Annotated in this window: 20 protein-coding genes and 1 pseudogene; 12 read left to right on the forward strand and 9 right to left on the reverse strand. The window is 65.3% G+C overall.

The annotated features are described in order from the left end of the window. Nucleotides 1-7: 7 nt before the first annotated feature. Nucleotides 8-1339 carry a hypothetical protein gene (locus KBY70_RS05365; protein ID WP_254987687.1) on the forward strand — a complete coding sequence of 444 codons (1332 nt, stop codon included), beginning with the start codon at nt 8-10 and terminating at the stop codon, nt 1337-1339. Here KBY70_RS05365 and KBY70_RS05370 read toward each other — a convergent pair. Next, a complete protein-coding gene (locus KBY70_RS05370) occupies nt 1325-2137 on the reverse strand; it encodes a metal ABC transporter permease (protein WP_094561314.1) in 813 nt (270 codons plus the stop codon). The two genes, KBY70_RS05365 and KBY70_RS05370, sit on opposite strands and share 15 nt — an antisense overlap. 34 nt (nt 2138-2171) lie before the next feature. Here KBY70_RS05370 and KBY70_RS05375 point away from each other — a divergent pair, with 34 nt between their 5' ends. Next, on the forward strand, nt 2172-2573 hold the full coding sequence (locus KBY70_RS05375; RefSeq protein WP_254987688.1) for a Fur family transcriptional regulator: 402 nt from the start codon (nt 2172-2174) through the stop codon (nt 2571-2573). A 32-nt stretch (nt 2574-2605) separates the two neighbouring features. Here KBY70_RS05375 and KBY70_RS05380 read toward each other — a convergent pair whose 3' ends face one another. Next, on the reverse strand, nt 2606-3301 hold the full coding sequence (locus KBY70_RS05380; RefSeq protein WP_254987689.1) for a metal ABC transporter ATP-binding protein: 696 nt from the start codon (nt 3299-3301) through the stop codon (nt 2606-2608). 196 nt (nt 3302-3497) lie between these two features. Here KBY70_RS05380 and KBY70_RS05385 point away from each other — a divergent pair, with 196 nt between their 5' ends. From KBY70_RS05385 to KBY70_RS05405, 5 genes are all read left to right on the forward strand, one after another. After that, nucleotides 3498-4433, forward strand: coding sequence for a metal ABC transporter substrate-binding protein (locus KBY70_RS05385; protein ID WP_254987690.1), 936 nt, complete (start codon nt 3498-3500; stop codon nt 4431-4433). A 102-nt stretch (nt 4434-4535) separates the two neighbouring features. Further along, nucleotides 4536-6011 (forward strand): iron uptake porin, encoded by a 1476-nt coding sequence (locus tag KBY70_RS05390; protein WP_254987691.1) that lies wholly within the window; start codon nt 4536-4538, stop codon nt 6009-6011. Between the two features lie 56 nt (nt 6012-6067). After that, on the forward strand, nt 6068-7171 hold the full coding sequence (locus KBY70_RS05395) for a CobW family GTP-binding protein (protein ID WP_254987692.1): 1104 nt from the start codon (nt 6068-6070) through the stop codon (nt 7169-7171). A gap of 34 nt (nt 7172-7205) precedes the next feature. Beyond that, complete coding sequence (locus KBY70_RS05400; protein WP_254987693.1) at nt 7206-7802, forward strand: HupE/UreJ family protein; 597 nt, start codon at nt 7206-7208, stop codon at nt 7800-7802. 81 nt (nt 7803-7883) lie between these two features. After that, complete coding sequence (locus KBY70_RS05405; RefSeq protein WP_254987694.1) at nt 7884-8027, forward strand: hypothetical protein; 144 nt, start codon at nt 7884-7886, stop codon at nt 8025-8027. On the opposite strand, the gene KBY70_RS14470 is transcribed toward KBY70_RS05405, so the two are convergent. Continuing rightward, nucleotides 8024-8554: a helix-turn-helix domain-containing protein gene (locus KBY70_RS14470; RefSeq protein ID WP_254987695.1), complete on the reverse strand. Its 531-nt coding sequence runs from the start codon at nt 8552-8554 to the stop codon at nt 8024-8026. The two genes, KBY70_RS05405 and KBY70_RS14470, sit on opposite strands and share 4 nt — an antisense overlap. Nucleotides 8555-8804: 250 nt before the next feature. On the opposite strand from KBY70_RS14470, the gene KBY70_RS05415 reads away from it, so the two are divergent. The 3 genes from KBY70_RS05415 to KBY70_RS05425 all read left to right on the forward strand — a co-directional run bounded on the left by KBY70_RS05415 (nt 8805) and on the right by KBY70_RS05425 (nt 13093). Then, nucleotides 8805-10355: an iron uptake porin gene (locus KBY70_RS05415; RefSeq protein ID WP_315859692.1), complete on the forward strand. Its 1551-nt coding sequence runs from the start codon at nt 8805-8807 to the stop codon at nt 10353-10355. A 125-nt stretch (nt 10356-10480) separates the two neighbouring features. Continuing rightward, entirely contained in the window at nt 10481-11527 is a 1047-nt protein-coding gene (locus KBY70_RS05420; RefSeq protein ID WP_254987697.1) for an extracellular solute-binding protein, read from the forward strand. Between the two features lie 117 nt (nt 11528-11644). Next, a complete protein-coding gene (locus tag KBY70_RS05425; RefSeq protein ID WP_261355959.1) occupies nt 11645-13093 on the forward strand; it encodes an ABC transporter permease in 1449 nt (482 codons plus the stop codon). 8 nt (nt 13094-13101) lie between these two features. Here KBY70_RS05425 and KBY70_RS05430 read toward each other — a convergent pair whose 3' ends face one another. Next, on the reverse strand, nt 13102-13242 hold the full coding sequence (locus KBY70_RS05430) for a hypothetical protein (protein WP_198953885.1): 141 nt from the start codon (nt 13240-13242) through the stop codon (nt 13102-13104). A 174-nt stretch (nt 13243-13416) separates the two neighbouring features. Here KBY70_RS05430 and KBY70_RS05435 point away from each other — a divergent pair, with 174 nt between their 5' ends. Continuing rightward, nucleotides 13417-14004 carry a ferritin gene (locus tag KBY70_RS05435; RefSeq protein ID WP_261355960.1) on the forward strand — a complete coding sequence of 196 codons (588 nt, stop codon included), beginning with the start codon at nt 13417-13419 and terminating at the stop codon, nt 14002-14004. 4 nt (nt 14005-14008) lie between these two features. On the opposite strand, the gene KBY70_RS05440 is transcribed toward KBY70_RS05435, so the two are convergent. After that, a complete protein-coding gene (locus KBY70_RS05440; RefSeq protein ID WP_254987698.1) occupies nt 14009-14299 on the reverse strand; it encodes a hypothetical protein in 291 nt (96 codons plus the stop codon). An 8-nt stretch (nt 14300-14307) separates the two neighbouring features. Beyond that, nucleotides 14308-14904, reverse strand: coding sequence for a helix-turn-helix domain-containing protein (locus KBY70_RS05445; protein WP_254987699.1), 597 nt, complete (start codon nt 14902-14904; stop codon nt 14308-14310). 422 nt (nt 14905-15326) lie between these two features. On the opposite strand from KBY70_RS05445, the gene KBY70_RS05450 reads away from it, so the two are divergent. Continuing rightward, nucleotides 15327-15764 (forward strand): hypothetical protein, encoded by a 438-nt coding sequence (locus tag KBY70_RS05450; protein WP_254987700.1) that lies wholly within the window; start codon nt 15327-15329, stop codon nt 15762-15764. Here the strand turns inward: KBY70_RS05450 and KBY70_RS05455 are convergent. The 3 genes and pseudogenes from KBY70_RS05455 to KBY70_RS05465 all read right to left on the reverse strand — a co-directional run bounded on the left by KBY70_RS05455 (nt 15739) and on the right by KBY70_RS05465 (nt 18156). After that, nucleotides 15739-16870 (reverse strand): annotated as a pseudogene (locus tag KBY70_RS05455) (IS5 family transposase). The gene KBY70_RS05450 and the pseudogene KBY70_RS05455 overlap by 26 nt on opposite strands. A gap of 1 nt (nt 16871) precedes the next feature. Then, nucleotides 16872-17147, reverse strand: coding sequence for a sulfatase-like hydrolase/transferase (locus tag KBY70_RS05460; RefSeq protein WP_254987701.1), 276 nt, complete (start codon nt 17145-17147; stop codon nt 16872-16874). A 172-nt stretch (nt 17148-17319) separates the two neighbouring features. Beyond that, the gene (locus KBY70_RS05465) at nt 17320-18156 is read right to left on the reverse strand and encodes a bile acid:sodium symporter family protein (RefSeq protein ID WP_254987702.1); all 837 of its coding nucleotides are present in this window, start codon (nt 18154-18156) and stop codon (nt 17320-17322) included. Nucleotides 18157-18186 lie beyond the last annotated feature (30 nt).

Here is an 18186-nt window from a genome sequence, read left to right on the forward strand (position 1 = left end):
GAGAGCCATGAACCAGGCCACGAAACGGGTGCTGCTGCTGTTGGCGGGCGGGCTCGGCCTGGCAGCCCTGCAGCAACAACTGCTGCTGCGGCGCCCACCCCGGCTGCTGGAGCTCCAAGCCTCCAGCGCCAGTTCGGGGCCGGCGGCCCTGGATCTGCGCTTCAGCCGGCCGATGCTGCGCGCCAGCCTCGAGCGCGACAGTGCCCTCAAACCACCGCTGGCCTGGCGCTGGCTGGGGGAGGGCAACCCCCTGCGCCTGCTGCTGCGGCCGGGTCAAACGATCCCCGGGCCCCTAACGCTCCTGCTGGCCGGCGTCGACCGCCGCAACCTGCCCCTGCCACGCCAGCGCTGGCGCTGGGACCCCCGGCCGCGGCTGCTGGCGGTGGTGCCGGTGCCCGGCGGCGAGCAGTTGCAGCTGCAACGGCGCGATGGAAGCTGGCAGCCGCTGACGCCGGTGTGGCCCCAGCTGGCCCAGGTGATGCCGCTCGGCAACGGCTCCGGGGTGGCCCTGCTCAGCGGCAACGACCAGGGCTCCCATCAGCTGTGGCTGCTGCCGCTGCAGCAACGCAATCTGGTGCGGGCACCCCAGACGCTCTCCGAACCCCGGCCCGGCCAACTCCAGCCGCTCAGCAGCGCCCCCCTGCTGTTTGCCCACCTGAGCAGCAACCAGCGGGGCGATCTGCTGGTGCAGTCGGCCACCGCAGCATTGGATCCAGGCAGCACTGTGCTGCGCCGCGTGCAGGGGGGAGAGGTTGCCATCCCCCAAAGCGCCACCGGGCCCATGCAGCTGCTGCCGGAGGGGGGAGGGCTGGTGGTGCCCGAACTGGAGGGCCTGACCCTCCACAACCTGCCGGGGCAGCCCAGCCGGCGCCAGGTGCTGCCGGGGAGCCGGGAACTCAGCAGCTTCTGCCCCGTGAGCGGCCGCGCCCTGCTGGTGCGCCACTGGCCCGACTACCGGCGCTCCTTGGAGCTGGTGGAACCCGGCCAGCCGCCGCGGCAACTCTGGATCGGCGGGGAAGCCGTGCTGGCCAGTGCCTGCGACCGGGGCGGCGAGCGGGTGTGGCTGGTGGTCAGCGACTGGGCCCGGGGATCGCACCCCCAGCTATTGGCCCTGGATCGCCGCGGCCAGCTGCTGCAGCAACGCCCGCTGACGGGCTGGGAGGTGGAGCCCGGTGCCCCGTTGCTGTTTGATCCCAGCAGTCAACAGCTGCTGCTCACCCTGCGCTCCAGGGCCCGGGCCACTGAGGCGGCCCAGCCCGTGCTGATCGAGGCGACCACGCTGGAACTGCGCCCGCAGGCTAAGCCGGTTCGACTGGCCCTGTGGCTAGCCGCGGGCTGAAAGCCACTGGGCCTGCAGGGCTGCGATCGGCAACAGCCCCATGCAGAGCACGCCGATCAGGGGGCCCGGCGGCAGGTTGATCGCCGGCTGGATCGCCAACAGAAATCCTGCGCCACTGAGGACCAACCCCACCAGGGCCGAGCGCCCCAGGGCCTGGCGCAGGCTGGTGGCCCCAGCGAGGGCCACCAAGGCCGGGGCGCCCATCAGGGCAATCACCAGCACCACCCCCACCGCCGTCATGGCACTCACCACCGTGAAGGCGGTCACCAGGGTGAGCAGCAGCCGCAGCCGCTGCACCGGCAGGCCAGCGCTGGCGGCACCGAGAGGATCGACCCCGAGATACACGTAGTGGTGGTAGCGCCAGGCCAGCAACAGGAGCACCGCGGCCAGGGCCAGCAGGCTGCGCAGCAGATCGATCGGCCCGGCCGCCAGCAGATCGCCGAACAGCACCGCCTCCAGATCCACCCGGATGTGCAACAGGGGAATCAACAGCACCCCCAGCCCCAGAAAGCCAGCCAACACCGTGTTGAGCACCGCCTCATCGCCCGCCTGGCCCGGGCGATCCCGGCGGCTGAGGCGCTCCGCCAACAGGGCACCGGTCACGCCGCTGATCACCCCGCCCAGGCCCGGATCGAGCCGCAGGGCCACCGCCAGGGCCAGGCCCGGCAGCACCGCGTGGGACACGAGGTTGGCCAGAAACAGCCGCCGCTGCACCAACAGCAGGGTGCCGGCCAGGGGACAGAGAGCGCCGATCACCAGGGCCAGCAACAGAGGCAGCAGCCACCAGAGAGTCTCCATAGGATCACCACACTCCGCCGCAGCCTGTCCGGCCATGTCCACCCAGGTTGCCGCCCCAAGCGACCGCCAACAGCTGCTGTTGGCCGCGTTGCGCCAGGCCAGCGGGGAGATCTCCGGCCAGGACCTCCACGCCCTGCTGCGCCAGGGTCCCCAACCCATGGGCCTGGCCACGGTGTACCGGCACCTGCGCCAGTTGCAGCAGCGGGGCCTGATTCGCTGTCGCCACCTGCCCAGCGGCGAGGCCCTGTTCGCGCCCACCGAGCGCGATGAGCACCACCTCACCTGCGTCGACTGCGGCACCTCCGTGGTGCTGGAGCAGTGCCCGATGCACAATGTGGCGCTGAAGGGCGAGCAGGCCGCCGGCTTCCGGCTGCTCTTCCACACCCTGGAATTCTTCGGCCTCTGCCGCGCCTGCCAGGAACGCCAGAGCGCCTAGCCGCAGCACTGGCCTAACCGCAGCTGGGTGGCTCAGCCGCAGCAGTGGTTGCCCACCCGCAGATCGCCCAGGGCATGGCGCACCTGCTGGGGGGTGCCGTCGGCGAGCAGGCCGCGATCGAGCACCAGCACCCGGTCGTAAGCGTCAAGGTCGAGGCCCCAGTCGTGGCTGCTGACCAGCAGGGTGAGGCCGGCATCGCGCAGCTGCCCCATCACCTTCAGCAGCTCCGTGCGGGAGGGGGGATCGATGGCGGCGCAGGGCTCATCGAGCAACAACACCCGGGCTGGCTGCACCAGGGTGCGGGCCAGCAGGGCCCGCTGCTGCTGGCCGCCCGATAGCTGATCCAGGCGCCGGCCCGCCAAGCCCGCCAGGCCCACCCGCTGCAGGGCCGCCTCCACATCGCAACAGCCGGGCCGCTGGGCCGCCATCCGCCCCAGGGCCACCAGCTCGCGCACGGTGATCGGGAAATGCCAGGCGATTTCGCCACGCTGGGGCATCAGGGCCAACTGCTGACGCACCAGGGCTGGCGTCAGGGCCGCTCCGTCCAGCCGAATGGTGCCGGCCGCGATCGGCAACTGTCCCTCCAGGGCCTGCAGCAGGGTGCTCTTACCAGCTCCATTGGGGCCCACCAGGGCCGTGAGGGTGCCGCGCTCGAGGGCAAAGCTCACCTCATCGAGGGCCAGCTCGCCGCCGCGGCGCACCTGCAGCTGGCTCACCTCTAGGGACACCGAATCGCCACAGGTCCTCCAACGCTAACGAGACGCCCCGACCCGGCCGCACTGAGAACCATTATCGTTCAGGTTTGCTGTTGCGGCGGTTCAGCGCTGCCAGTTCATGCCGACCAAGCCTCAAGAAGCGCCCGTGCATCCACGCCCTGCACGCCCTGCTTTGGCGGGGGCAACAGCGGCTGGGGCTGGAGCTGTCATGGCCCTCGCCCTTGCCGGCTGCGGAGCCCCTCCGCCTGCCGAAGTGATTGCCGGCGATGGCGTGCTCTGTGACATCACCCAGCGCCTGGCCGCAGACGACCTGCGGGTGAGCTGCCTGCTGCAACCGGGTGACGACCCCCACCAGTTCCGACTGACACCACAGCAGAGCCGCGAACTCAGCCAGGCCCAGCTGGTGCTGATCAATGGGTATGGCCTCACCCCCTCCTTAGCCGGCCAGAGCAAGGCGGTGGCGGTGGCCGAGCGGGCCGTCCCGGGGAGCCCCGAGCTCAAAGCGCTGCAGGACAGCCACGGCGACCACCATGAGGAAGGAGGGCACGATCACGGCGATCGGGATCCCCATGTGTGGCACGACCCCAGCCAGGCCAGCGCCATGGTGCAGCTGGTGGCCCAGCAGCTCGAGCAGCTCAAACCTGCGGCCCGCCCCCGCATCGCCGCCCGGGGACGGGCGATGACGGCCGTGCTCGGCCAGCTCGACCGCTGGAACCGCCAGCAGCTGGACACAATCCCCGCCCCCCGGCCCCTGGCCAGCGGGCACCGCGCCTTCGCCAGCCTGGCGCGGGCCTACGGGCTCCAGGAGCTGCCCCTGGTCGACTCGATGAGCAGCAGCGACAACCTCCGGCCCCAGGCCTTCCAGGCCGTGGTGAAGCAGCTCAAACAGGAGCAGGTTCCGATGCTGTTCAGCGAACAACTGCCGCCCAGCAAAGCGCTGCAACGCATCAGCGCTTTCAGCGGCGTTCCCCTATCGGCCGAGCCCTTGGTGGCCGACGGCCTGGCTCTGGCAGGCGATGGCTCCGCCACCAGCCTGGTGGCCACCCTCAGCGCCAACACCTGCCTGATCGTGAATGGCCTCGGAGGTCGCTGCGACCGAGCCAGCCAAGAGGCTCTGATCGAAAGCTGGCAGGCGATTCGCTGAAGCAAGGCCGGAGTCAGGCCGGAACCAGTCAGGAATGAGAATCGTTATCATCCTCGGGTAACTCTGCTAGGCGTCTGTCCGCAAACCTGGGTGACCAAGCAAATGGCATCGATCCGACAAGGTCTGACTGCAACGGCAGTCCTGGGCCTGCTGACACCCGTCGCGGCTGCAGCAACCGAGCTCAACCTTGAGCGCGTCAACCATTACGCGCACAGCCAGGAGCAGGTCACCAGCATTGGCCAGTTCTCCGATCTGCGCCCCACCGACTGGGCGTACCAGGCCCTCAGCAACTTGATCGAGCGCTATGGCTGCGTAGCCGGCTACCCCGATGGCACGTTCCGCGGAGGCCGTTCCATGACCCGCTTCGAGGCCGCCGCCCTGCTCAACGCCTGCCTCGATCGCATCACGGACGTCACCGACGATCTCAAGCGCCTGATGGCCGAGTTCGAGAAGGAACTGGCCGTGCTCAAGGGCCGCATCGATGACCTGGAAGCCAAAGCGGGCGAACTCGAGGCCACCCAATTTTCCACCACCACCAAGCTTTCGGGCCTGGCCACCTTTGTGGTGGGTGGGGTGAGCAACAACCCCGCCGGTGAGCAGGTCACGTTCAACTACGACGTGCAGCTCAACCTCGACACCAGCTTCACCGGCAAGGATCTGCTGCGCACGGTGCTGCGGGCCGGCAACTTCGATGGAGAACGCAATGCCTTCGGTGGCGGGCTCTCCACCCTGGAGATCGCCTTCCAAGAGGAGGGTGGACCCGATGTGCTGGGCATCGACAAGCTCTTCTACCAGTTCCCAATCGGCAGCCAGTTCACCGCCACCTTCGGCGGCCGGGTGGGCCAGGAAGACATGCTCGCCCTCTGGCCCAGCGCCTACCCCAGCGACACGATCCTCAACGCCCTCACCCTCAACGGTGCACCCCTGGCTTATAACAAAAACCTCGGCCCCGGCTTGGGTCTCTGGTGGCAAGACAACGGCTTGAGCGTGAGCGTTAATTACGTCGCCGCCAACGCAGCCGATTCCAGCCAGGGCCTGTTCAGCAGCACCTCAGCCGGCACCAGCACCGTGCAGCTGGGCTATGGCCAGGAGAACTGGGGCCTTGCGGCGATTTACTCCTATCTCAATGGCGGCGTGGGTGTGCCCGGCGCCACACCCTTTATCACCGCCGAGATTGAAGGGTTCGGGGCCAGCACCAATGCCTTCGGCATCAGCGGCTTCTGGCAGCCGGCCGAGGGTGGCTGGATCCCGTCGATCAGCGCCGGCTACGGCCTCAACCGCAGCTCAGGCACGAATCTGCGCACCAGCCAGTCGTGGATGGTGGGCCTGCAATGGAGCGATGTGCTGGCGGAAGGCAACAGCTTTGGCATGGGTGTGGGCCAGCCGGCCTTTGCCACAGCCACCCGCAACGGGGCCGACACGGAGAAGGGCGTCTGGGCCTGGGAATGGTGGTACCAGTGGCAGGTGACCGATGCCATCTCAGTGACCCCGGCGATCTTCTACCTCAACAACCCGGGCGGAAATCAGGGGGGCGGTAATCAGGTCGGTGCCTTGATCAAAACCAGCTTCCAGTTCTGAGCCAGGGGCGATCCTGCCCTTCCTAAGGTCCAATTCTCTCGGCAGCTCCCGATTCGATGACCGCCAGCGCCAGCCCCGCCCCCACGGCCAGTCCCACGGGCTTGCCGGTAACGATCCTCACCGGCTTTCTGGGGGCTGGGAAAACCACCTTGCTGAACCACATCCTCAGCAACCAGCAGGGCCTGAAAACGGCGGTGCTGGTGAATGAGTTCGGGGAAATCGGCATCGACAACGACCTGATCGTCGCCACTGGCGACGACATGGTGGAGCTGAGCAACGGCTGCATCTGCTGCTCGATCAACGGCGAGTTGCTCGAAGCGGTGTATCGGATCCTGGATCGTCACGAGCCGGTCGAATACCTGGTGGTGGAGACCACCGGCCTGGCTGACCCGCTGCCGGTGGCCATGACCTTCCTAGGCAGCGACCTGCGCGATGCCACCCGGCTCGATTCGATCATCACCCTGGTGGATGCGGAGAACTTCAGCGACGAGCTGCTGCAGGGCGAGGTGGCCCGGGCCCAGATCGTGTACAGCGACATGCTGCTGCTCAACAAGTGCGACCTGGTGGCCGAAGAGCGGCTGAACGCCCTGGAAGAGCAGCTGCGCAGCATCAAAACCGACGCCCGCATCCTGCGGTCGGTGAACGGTGAGGTGCCCCTGCCGCTGCTGCTGAGTGTGGGCCTGTTCGAGAGCGACAAAATCGTTGCCCAGCAAGACCACAGCGATTGCGACCACGAGCACGGCCACTGCGAGCATGAACACGGGCACAAGCATGAACACGATCACGGCCACTCCCACGCGCACAACCACGATCACGATCACAGCCACGCCGACCATCCCGACCACGCCGCGATCGAGGGCTTTACGTCCCTGTCGTTTGCGGCGGAAGGCCCCTTTGCCCTGCGCAAATTCCAGAACTTCCTCGACAACCAATTGCCGGCGGAAGTGTTTCGGGCCAAGGGCATCCTCTGGTTCAACGAGAGCGAGCGGCGGCATGTGTTCCACTTGGCCGGCAAGCGCTTCTCGATCGACGACTCCGACTGGCCCGACGCCACCCGCAAGAACCAGATCGTGCTGATCGGCAAAAACCTCGACCACGATGCGCTGCGCCGCCAGCTCCAGGTGTGCGTTGCCAAAGATTCCGGCAAGGGCTTCGCCTGAGCGGGATACTGAACCTGAGGCCTCCGCCATCTCCATGACCACCCCCTCCCTCCGCCAACTGGCGCCCGCCGCCGCTGCCGGCCTGGCCCTGAGCCTGCTTTCCGCCCTGCCCGCGGGGGCCCATGGCCTCGCCTCCGGCGGTCTGGTCGCCGGAGCCAGCCACCCCCTGCTGGGCGTCGACCACCTGTTGCTACTGGTGGGCGTGGGCGGTGCCGCCGCCCTGGCGGGCCCCTCCCTGCTGCTGGTCGCCCTGGCTGCAGCGGTGGTCGGATCCCTGTTCGGCGCCTTCGGCGGCAGCCTGCCCGCTGCCGAAGTGCTGGCCGCCCTCACGGTGTCGGGGATCGGGCTCGCCCTGCTGGCACGCCAGCGCAGCCACCCGTTGGGCGGCCAGGGGCTCCTGACCGTGGTATTGGCGGTCGCTGTTGCCGTCCACGCCATGCTGCACGGCCAGGAAGCCAGTGGCAGTGCCTCCGAGCTACTCGGCTGGTGGATCGGTGCAGCCCTGGCCTCCACCGCCGTTGTGGGCGCCACCGTTGCCGTGCTGCGCCAGAGCAAGCCCGCCTGGGGCCTGGGCCTGGCCGCAGCCCTCACCGTTGGCGGTGGTCTGCTCGCCCTGGCTCCGCTGGTGTAAAAACCGCCACGAAACCAGACACCATCGCTACACCACCCCCTTGCCAGCCTGGCTACGGTTAGCCGAGCCAATCAGAACGCCATGGCCGAACTCATTCTCTTCACGGGCGTTCTTGCCCTGTTCGGCCTGGCCTTCTGGCTCACCACCGACTCCGATGACGACAACGGCGGTGGCGGATTGATGCAGCCAGTGCTGGTGCCCGTGCGGGTCCGGCGCAGCCGCTAATCCAGCGTCAGAAATTTTGGCTGGAACAACCAGCCAGGCTGATCGGGGTGATCCCGGAGTTGCCCAGATTGACGCAGTTGCTGCAAGGCTCGCGTTGCCGTTGGGCGCGTGGAACCGATCAGCTCGGCCAATCGCCCATGGGATAGGCAAAACGGCAGCCAATACCCTTGGCCAATCCTGCACCCGTGGTGCCAGATCAGCGCCTGAAATAGAACCTGTAGACGCCGATCCGCCTGGGGTTGACTGCGTAGCCGTAACAGCCGCAGCATCCAATCGCTGATCAAATCGTCGCCGAACACGAGACCATCTGGCGGATCACTCCAGACCACTGAGAGATCCGTCAGCGCCTCCAGACAGCCTGCGCAACCGGCGGGGATCCGAATCAACTGCACATCGCCAGGGCCAACAAAGGCCAATGTGAGTTCTGAATCGGACAACCGGCCAAAACCACTGGTGATGGAAAGTTGCAGCCAGCTGCCCGACGTGTCTGTGGACAACAGCACCGATTGACCGACGTTGATCTGCACAACACATCCATGGCAGGGCGTCTGCGTTCCTGCAGCGCAAGCCCATGATGCAAGTACGCGAAGGGCTAAAAAGGCAATGCTCGCCAACAACGGCACTCCACACCAGCTCACGTGACTTTTGATACCCCGACTTGAATCAGGACGGGGCGCTCAAGCTCATTTCATCCAATAGAAGTAGGCGCAGTTGATTCCCATTCATTGGGAATCCACCTACTTCTGTTGTGAGGAGTTCATGAATCCGTTCCAGCGCATGCTGCTGGCACCTGCCGCCCTTGGCTTGGTGCTGCCTGCCGTCATCGCCCCTGAAACCGCAGCCGCGGGTGAACTGGCGTCGCTGAATGGCCGCGAGGCCATCAACGACTACATGGAGCAGCAAGAAATCGACGAGCTCAAGGCCTGGCGATCCAAAAACCAAGTCACCAGCGTCAACCAGTTTTCCGACATCCGTCCCACCGACTGGGCCTATCAGGCCCTGAGCAACCTGGTGGAGAAGTACGGCTGCGTGGCCGGCTATCCCAACGGCACCTACAAAGGTGGCCAGGCCATGACCCGCTATGAAGCGGCGGCCCTGCTCAACGCCTGCCTCGACCGCGTCACTGAGGTGACCGACGAGCTCCAACGCCTGATGGACGAGTTCAAGAAAGAACTCGCCGTGCTCAAGGGCCGCGTTGATGGCCTGGAGGCCAAAGTTGGCGAGCTGGAAGCCACGCAGTTTTCCACCACCACCAAGCTTAAAGGTGAGGTGAACTTCATCCTGGGAGGTGTGCCCGACTACGACGGGAGAACCACAGGTAACCAAGATCGCACCACCTTCAACTACGACATCCGCCTCAATCTCGACACCAGCTTCACCGGCAAAGATCTGCTGAAAACCCGGCTGCGCTCAGCCAACTTCAGCGCAGCCAGCCCCTTCAACGCCGGCGACAGCCTGTTCAAGCTGGATAAGGCCTCCAGCACCAATGCCGGCGCCGGCGGCGTTGGCGGTCTCGACACGGTCACGATCGACCGGCTCTTCTACCAGTTTCCGGTGGGCAAGGAGTTCACCCTCACCGCCGGCGCCCTGGTGCGCAACACAGAGATCCTGGCCTTCATCCCCACGGCTTACCGCTCCCAACTGCTCGACTTCTTCACCACGGCCGGCAGCCCGGGGGTCTACAACAAGGCCACGGGTCAGGGTTTTGGTGCCGTCTGGAAGCAGAACGTAGCCAAGGGCAAGGGTTTCTGGAATGCCTCGCTGAACTTCATCGCCCAGGACGGCGAAATCTCCAATGAAGGGATCTTCGACAGCGACGGCAGCCTGAACACGACTGCTCAGATCGGCTACAAGGGCAGCAACTGGGGTGCAGCCGTGGCCTATCGCAACGGCACCTTCGGCACCCGCACCATCAACGCCAACGGCTCGGCCTACAGCAGCCTGAGCTCGGGTCAAACCTCCAACAACGTCTCGGTAGCGGGCTACTGGCAGCCGCTTGACACGGGCATCATCCCCTCGATCAGCGCCGGCTACGGCTTCACCGACATCAGTGGCACCGGTTCGGCCGCCAATTCCGACTCCTGGTATGTGGGCCTGCAGTGGGATGACGCCTTCGCCAAGGGCAACGCCGCCGGCATCGCCATCGGTCAGAACCCCAGCGCTGGTGCCGGCGTCGATGATCCTCTGTCGCTGGAGCTGTTCTACAAGTTCCAGGTGACCGACAACATCTCGATCACGCCTGGGCTCTTCTACATCACCAACAGCTCCAACCAGGTAGGCAGCCAGGACCTCTGGGGCGGCGTGATCCAAACCCAGTTCCGCTTCTGATCGCGGCATGACGCAGCCGGCGTAGCAATTGCTACGCCGGCCCCTTGCATTCATTACGGGACCAACCGACGACATCCGACAGGATTCCAGAACGTCCCGATTCACCCCACCTGGCATTCGTTGTTATGCGTTTCAAGCTCACGGCCATCCCCACCACAGCCCTGGCCACCACAGCGCTGGCAGCCACCACCCTGGCTAGCGCCATCGGTGTGGCCAGCATGGCCCAGAACCGGCCCCAGGACGTGAATGTCTACTCGGGCCGCCACTACAACACCGACAAACAGCTTTACGCCGAATTCACCCGCCGCACCGGCATCAAGGTGAACTTGCTGGAAGGAAAAGATGACGAACTGATTCAGCGCCTCAAGAGCGAAGGCAACAAGAGCAAGGCCGACCTGCTCGTGCTGGTGGATGCGGCCCGTCTCTATCGAGCCCAGCAGGACAACCTGTTCCGCTCGATCTCCTCACCTGAGCTCAACAAGGACGTTCCGGCCAACCTGCGGGATCCCGGGGGGCGCTGGTATGCCCTCACCCGCCGCGCCCGCCCGGTGATGGTCAACACAGCAATGGTGAACGCCAAGTCGATCCGCACCTACGCCGATCTCGCCAAGCCCGAGTTCAAGGGCAAGCTCTGTCTTCGCAACCGGGCCAGCGTCTACAGCCAGTCGCTTGTGGCCGATGAACTGGTGCGTCGCGGGGCAACGGCAACACGGCAATGGGTCCGAGGCGTGGTTGCCAACATGAAAGAACCCTTCTTCACCTCCGACACCACCATGGTGCGGGCCGTCGGCCAGGGGCAGTGCGGCGCCTCCATCGCCAACCAGTACTACCTGGCCCGCCTGCTCAGCGGCGACAACACAGCCGACCGCGCCACCGCCAAAAAGGTGCGCGTGGTGTGGCCCAACCCCACCCACGTCAACGTGACCGCAGGAGGGGTGACCCGCAGCTCCCGCAACCCGGAAGCAGCCCGACGCCTGCTGGAATTCCTGGCTTCTCCCACCTCCGGGGAGGGCTATGCCGCCGCCAACAACGAGTACCCCCTGAAAGGCTGGGGCAACAATCCCACCCTCAAGGCCTTCGGCACCTTCAAGGCCTCTGCGGTGTCCATGGAGCAGCTGGGTCAGCGCAACCGCGAGGCGGTGCAACTGATGACCGAGGCTGGCTGGGAGTAACGAGCGCGCAAAGCGTTGACGCCCTCCACGACCCAAGACGCCACATCCCATGGCCCGGTCGGCTCCAGCAGCCGGACCGGGCTTCTTGTGGGCGTCCTGGTGGCGTGCGGGCTCGCCTTGCTGCCCCTGCTGACCCTGCTGAAGGATGCCCTGATCGGTGGCGGCGACGCGCCTCTGCAGCTCGGATTCGATGGGGCCAATCAGGTGCGGGGCACCCTGTTGTTGGTTGGCGGGGAGGGCCTCCTAGGCGCGGTTTTGGGCACGGCGATCGGCTGGCTCACGGCGGTGTGCCGCTTCCCGGGCCGCCGCTGGCTGCGCATTGCGCAGCTGGTGCCGATGGCGTTTCCGGCCTACCTGCTCGCCGCCAGCCTGATCGACTGGGCAAGCCATCGAGGGATGCGCATTCACGGCCTGGGCTGGGCGATTGTCTTGCTCACCCTGGCCAATTACAGCTATGTGTTTCTGCTGAGCACCGAAAGTTTCTCGGTGAGTGGCCGGCGACTGCTGGAGGCCAGCCGCAGCCTTGGCGTGGGCCCTTGGAGCAGCTTCTTTCGGGTGGCCCTGCCGATCGCCTTGCCGTCGATCGGAGCCGGCGTTGCCCTCAGCGCCATGGAGGTGGTCAATGAGTTGGGCGCCGTACGCCTGCTGGGGGTGCCCAGCCTCTCGGCTGGAATCCTGGACCGCTGGCAGGTGGATGGGGATCCCCAGGGAGCAGCCCTGCTGTCGCTGGTGGCGCTGGGGATTGTGGCCGTGCTGATCGCCACCGAGCGCCTGCTCCGCCAACGCAGCCGCCGCTGGAATCTGGAGGGCAGCCGAGGAGGCGGGCACGTCTGGCCCTTGACGGGCTGGCGCTCAGCGCTCGCCCAACTCCTCTGTGCCCTCCCACCACTGGGAGCCGTGGCGATTCCAGTGCTCTGGATCCAAGAGGGCTGGCAGGGTCTGGAAGCCGAATCCATCGCCGAACTAGGCCAACTGGCCAGCCGCAGCCTGGGACTGGCCCTGCTGGCCACCGCTGTCACCGGCCTGGCGGCTCTGCTACTGGCCATCTCCCGGCGCTGGAGCCCCCAACCCTTGGTGCGACAGCTGAGTTTCCTGGCCGGGCTGGGCTATGCCATTCCCGGCAGCGTGCTGGCGCTTGGTCTGATCATCCTGGGGGGCCCCCTGGGGTTCAGCCCAGTGCTGCTCTTGCTTTGGGGCTATGGCGATCGCTTCATCGCCGTGTCCAAACAAGGGCTTGATGCGGCTCTGGAGCGCATCCCTCCGAGCATCGACGAAACGGCCACCAGCCTGGGTTGCGATTGGCTGGGGGTGCTGCGCCGCATTCACCTGCCGCTGCTCAGGGGGCCCCTACTGGTGGGCTCGCTGCTGGTGTTTGTGGACGTGGTGAAAGAGCTACCGATCACTCTGGCCTTGCGCCCGTTCGATTTCGACACCCTGGCGGTGCGGGTGTTCCAATACGCCAGTGATGAGCGAGTGGGAGCAGCCATGGCGCCGGCACTTTTAATTATGATTTTTGGTCTGATTGCGGCTTTTGCACTGATACCAACCCTCGAACAACACGACTAATCGCGCGATTAGTCGCGGCCGCAGCGGCACTTGCCGCCCTTCCAGTGGGAACACTTGCTCTGCTTGCAACCCTTTTTCTTGTCCACGCTGGGGCCGCGCTGGCCAAGGGGCGAACGGGCGTCGTTGCTGGGGCCGATGGGCTTGGCCATGGCGACAACCTCTGTCTTGAGGTCGAACTCTTGAATCAGCCTATGAAGGTTCAGGCCTGCCAATGACGGCCTCTGCGCAGATTTGACGCCGGATTACCGGCGGTTGTGCCATTTGCAACACGTTTCCTTTGGGACGACTGTGGCTACGGTGCAAACAGCGAATCGAGCCACACCATGGTGCAGTCCACCACCAGCACCAACACCACCAGCCCCGTGGCCACCGGGCCCGCAGGACGGGCGATGGCCCAGCCGATGGAGGCCTCCCTACTGGAGGGCCTGCAGCAGCACCTGACGATGGAACGCCAGGCCAGTGCGACCTATTGGGCCATGGCGATCTGGTTTGGCGAGCGGGAGCTGCGGGGCTTCTGCAGCTACCTCAAGGGCGAGGCGAGCAACGAGCAACACCACGCCGGACTGGTGGCCGACTACCTGGTCGCCCGCGGCCAGACCGTGCTGCTCGAAGCTGTGGCTCCGCCGCGCCAGCACTGGCAAGGCGCCGAAGAGGTTTTCTCCGCCGTCTTCCAGATGGAGGCGGAGGTGACCAGCTCCTTGCAACAGCTGTATGCCATGGCGGAGCGGGCCGGCGATGTGCGCACCACCGTGTTCCTCGATCCGATCGTGCAGGGACAGATCGACTCCGAAAACGAGGCCGCCCATCTGCTGGGGCGGATCCGCTTCGCCCAGGCCAACCCCGCCGCCATGCTGGTGATCGATGGGGAGCTCAGCCAGGGCAAGCACGCCCCTGAATCACTGGCGTTGTAACCCCCTAGCAAGGCAGGGGCCGGCGGGTCAGTTCTTCCAGAAACGCCACGGCGAGACTGTCACGCAGTCCAACGCTGCGGCGCAGCTGGCTGGCACAGGCCTGCAGCTCCTGGCGGCGGCTCTGCAGTTGCTGGAGCTCCCGCTTCAAACGCTGGAGCAGTCGCTCCTCACGGCAACGGCCCAGATCGGCCATCACCTGCGCACCGCGGCAGCGCAGCTGGTCCATTTCGTGGCAAAGGCTGGCCACCAGGCTGGCCGATGGCTGGGCGCTGAGGTGGGCGGAACGGTTGGTCATCGCAGGGCTCAGGCAGCAGCCAGGGGAGCGGTTTCGATCAACACCGGCGCCAAGCGCATGCCGAGCTCGCCAACGGGGGCTTCGATCAACTGGGCCTGGCGAATGCGGGAGATCAAACGGGTGGTGGTGACGCGGGTGGTGCCGATCAGTTCACCGATCCGCTCATGGGTGAGCCGGAAGGGCAGATCACACCAACTGCCGCAGCGGCGGCCCAGCCGACGCACCAACAATCCCAGCAGGGCATGCAGGCGCTGTTCGGCACTGCCGAGATGGCGAATGCGCAACAGCTGCAGGGTCCACTCGTTGACCGCATCAAACCCCTCGCCCTGACGGGGAGTTGCATCGCTGCGGAAGCTGAGGGGCGTGAGGGCCTCGACGCAGACGCCCTCGCTGCAGAGGCGATCAACACACAGCTGATCCCCTGCCTGCAGAAAGGCGAGGGTCATCCCTTCGGTCTCCTCACAGGGGCAGTACACACGGGCCACGCCATCGAGCACCTCGATGCAGCTGCCACTGGGGCGCAGGGCTGGATCGAGCAGCACGGTTTGCCCGACGGGCATGCGCACTGCAGAGACGGGGTCGTCGGAGAGGAAGCGAAAACTCATGGCCGCCGCGCGGACTTATTGCGAATGACTCGCAACCTAAACAAGATCGCCGCCTTTTGCAAGCGATTCTCAATAACAACTGTCAATTGCAAGGCGGAGGGGCAGCCGCGACAGCCTGATCACCGCCCTGCCAGCCACTGGCTGGATCAGACCCTGCCGCCCCCCCGTACAGCCGCAAGCCCCGGGGCAGAGAAAAACCGAAGACAACAGCAGAGCGGCCCATCGGCCACCAATAATTTCGTTTTTCGACGATTATTTCCTCAATTGCAACAGCACAGTGCCGCAAATGTGCGTTTTGTAGCCATGCGCTACAGCCTGCAGACAAGCATGGTGATCGTGATCACGATGACAAGGCGTCCCACCATCGCTGGGGATTTCTTTTCATGTTGAACCGCAAGACTCTCTGCAGCAGGCTCGGACTGGTGACCGCAGCCGCATGCACCTTTGCATCGGCACCATCTCTGGCGCAGACCGCCGCATCAACGACGCTCTACAAACTCGACACCCAGTGCAGCGTCAAGCAAGGCAAGCCACAAAACTGCGTCGTTGAAGTAATCCAGGAGGGCGACGCCACCCTCTATCGCCACAAGATCGGCAGCAACATCGAAACAGTGCGCATCACTGACATGCCGGTGCGCATGAACCTCTGGAACGCTAAGAGTTTGCGGAAAAACCGTCAGAAACGCCGCGTTCCTCCCTCTCGCGATCTGATTACTTGCTGTTCGGGCTGGATTTCGCTGATTCAGCGGTTCAGAACGCCAGATTTCAGGCGTTTTGCCCCGTTGGGGCTTCCTGGAAGCCGCCTCATTGGCACACCTCTGGGCAACCACCTGCTCATGCCGCTGCCATCGCCGGTTTGAGCAGGTTGCCCAGCCGGATCAGGTTGTAGGCGATCACGTGCAGGCTAAACACCGCACTCACCTTGTCTGTGCCGCGCAGCTTGAACTGGCGCAGCCCGCCCCACTGTTTGATCCAGCCAAACACCTTCTCGATGCCGCGGCGGGCATTGATCGATTGGGCGTAGCCCTTGTGGCGGGTGGTGCGGCCATCGATGGCGGAGCCGCCGGTGCGTGCGGTGTTCTGCGCCACATGCGGCGTGACGCCGATGCGGCGCATCTCGGCGACAAAGCCCTTGGTGTCGTAACCCTTGTCGGCACCAACAGTCTTCTGGTGGGCACCGGGACGATCAGCCGCCATTTCTTTGGCCGCATCCCGCTCTCCGGTGCCCGTGGCTTTCGTCACCTGACAATCGACGACCAGTGCATGGCGGTTGTCCATCAGCACGTGCCCCCGGTAGCTGGGCAACGCCGGACTTGGATTTGCGGCACAGCAAGGCATCCGGATCGACGCCGGAGCGATGGGTCTGATTGCTGAGCTTGATGCCGCGGAAATCTCCTTTCGCGCGCTTCCTGCCGGGCTTTGGAGCACCAAAGCCCTCGCCAGGTCCTGATGGCGGAGGCGGCGGATCGTCCTGGCCGTCGATCCGCTCCAGCGAGGCATGGGATGCCCAGGCCTGCAGCAGGGTGCCATCGACTGAGAAGTGCTCGTCGCTGAGCAACGGCTTGACCTCCGGGGCGCCCATCAGCTTCTCCAGGAACCTGCCCATCACCTGCTCATTGAGCAGCCGCTCGCGGTTCTTGGTGAATGTGGTGGGGTGCCAGATCGGATCATCCGGACTCAGCCCCACAAACCAGCGAAACAGCAGGTTGTCGTGGAGCTGCTCCAGCAGTAGGCGCTCCGATCGGATCCCGTAGAACGCCTGCAACAACGAGGCCAGCAGCAGCTGCTCGGGCGGCACCGATGGCCGGCCTTCTGAGGCGTAAAGCGCGCAGAAGGTGGGATTGAGCCGATCGAGAGCCTGATCGGCCAGTTTCCGGATCCGCCGCAGTGGATGACTGGCCGGGATCCGCTCCTCGATCGACACGTAGGAGAACAGAGAGCCGCTGCGCTCCCGGTGACCTCGCATCTCAGGTGGGCAGTTGGCCCATTGTCACGCGGGCTGGGTTTTTCAGCAAACTCTTAGAGAGGCCGGTGCGGTACACGCTCTGACCGGTGATGAAGGCGGCTCGGCCGGCAGTGCAGCTCTGCTCGGCGTAGTAGTGGATAAACTTGGCGCCTTCTTTGGCCACCCGGTCGATGTTGGGGGTCTCATACCCCATCAGCCCGTGGCTATAGCAGCTGAGGTTGCTCTGGCCGATGTCATCGCCCCAGAGAATGAGAATGTTGGGCTTTCCGTTGGGCATGGGAGTGAGAGGAGGCAACTGCACCTCCTCGAAGGATGGTGATAGGCACTTCCGACTGCAGCAGATTCGTGCACTTCTTCACACCCAATTTCAAAGAGAAAAACATTGGCGCGAACGCTAAACTTCGGCGCAAACCGCAAAGCCATCGATGGGTGGATTGGGTCTGGCCCGATCAGGCCTGCCGCAGCCGTTGCCAATGCAAAAACGGAATCGAGAGCAGCACAGTGATGAGTAAATACTTCAGGATGCCCAGCTTTACCGCAGGCACCTCCGGGGCATACGTTCCAGCCAGCAGGAGCGCCAGGCCGGGATTGCGCATCGAGGTCACCAAGGCCAGGGTGACCCGCTGCTGAGGATCCCGATCGGCCAGGCCATAGCCCAACGCCAAGCTGATCAACACCAAGGCCCCCATCACGGGTAGGGCCACAAGATTGGCGCCGACATAGGTGGTCAATAGCGGTGCCGTCTTGGCCAACACCACCAGCACCAGGAGCAGCAACAGCACATTGGCGATCCGATCAAGGGGTGCCTCCAGGCGACTGGCCCACTGGGGCGCAAAGCGCCGCAGCAGCAGTCCAAGCAGGAGCGGCACCAGCTGGGCCAGCGCCACCTGGCCTGCCACATGGCGCGCCTCAATCGCCCAACCGGACACCCCGAAGATGCGGGTGATCAGGATCGCCACCAGGGCGGCCCCCACCTGAAGCAGGGCCGCCAGGGAGCGATCGCCCCCCTGCTTGCCAGCCTTGCGCAGCAGTAACGGTGCACTCGGACTCACCGCCATCAGGGCGATGGCAAAACGGGCAGGCTGGGACAGGCTCAGGGTGGCCGGCCACAGCAGCAACGCAACCGCCGCCAGGGGCACCAGCACGCAAGTACCCAGCAGACCTCGCAGCAACACGCCGCGCTGCTGCTGCCAGCGGCTGAAGCCATCCAGTGGCAGGCCTACCCCCAGGGCAAACATGATCGTGAACAGGGTGGCCGGAACCAATACAGACGGGGAAGGAGCCATCGACACAGAACGCGAGCGGTGGAAATCAAG

This window comes from Cyanobium sp. ATX 6E8 (assembly GCF_024346335.1).
Taxonomy (GTDB): Bacteria; Cyanobacteriota; Cyanobacteriia; order PCC-6307; family Cyanobiaceae; genus Cyanobium_A.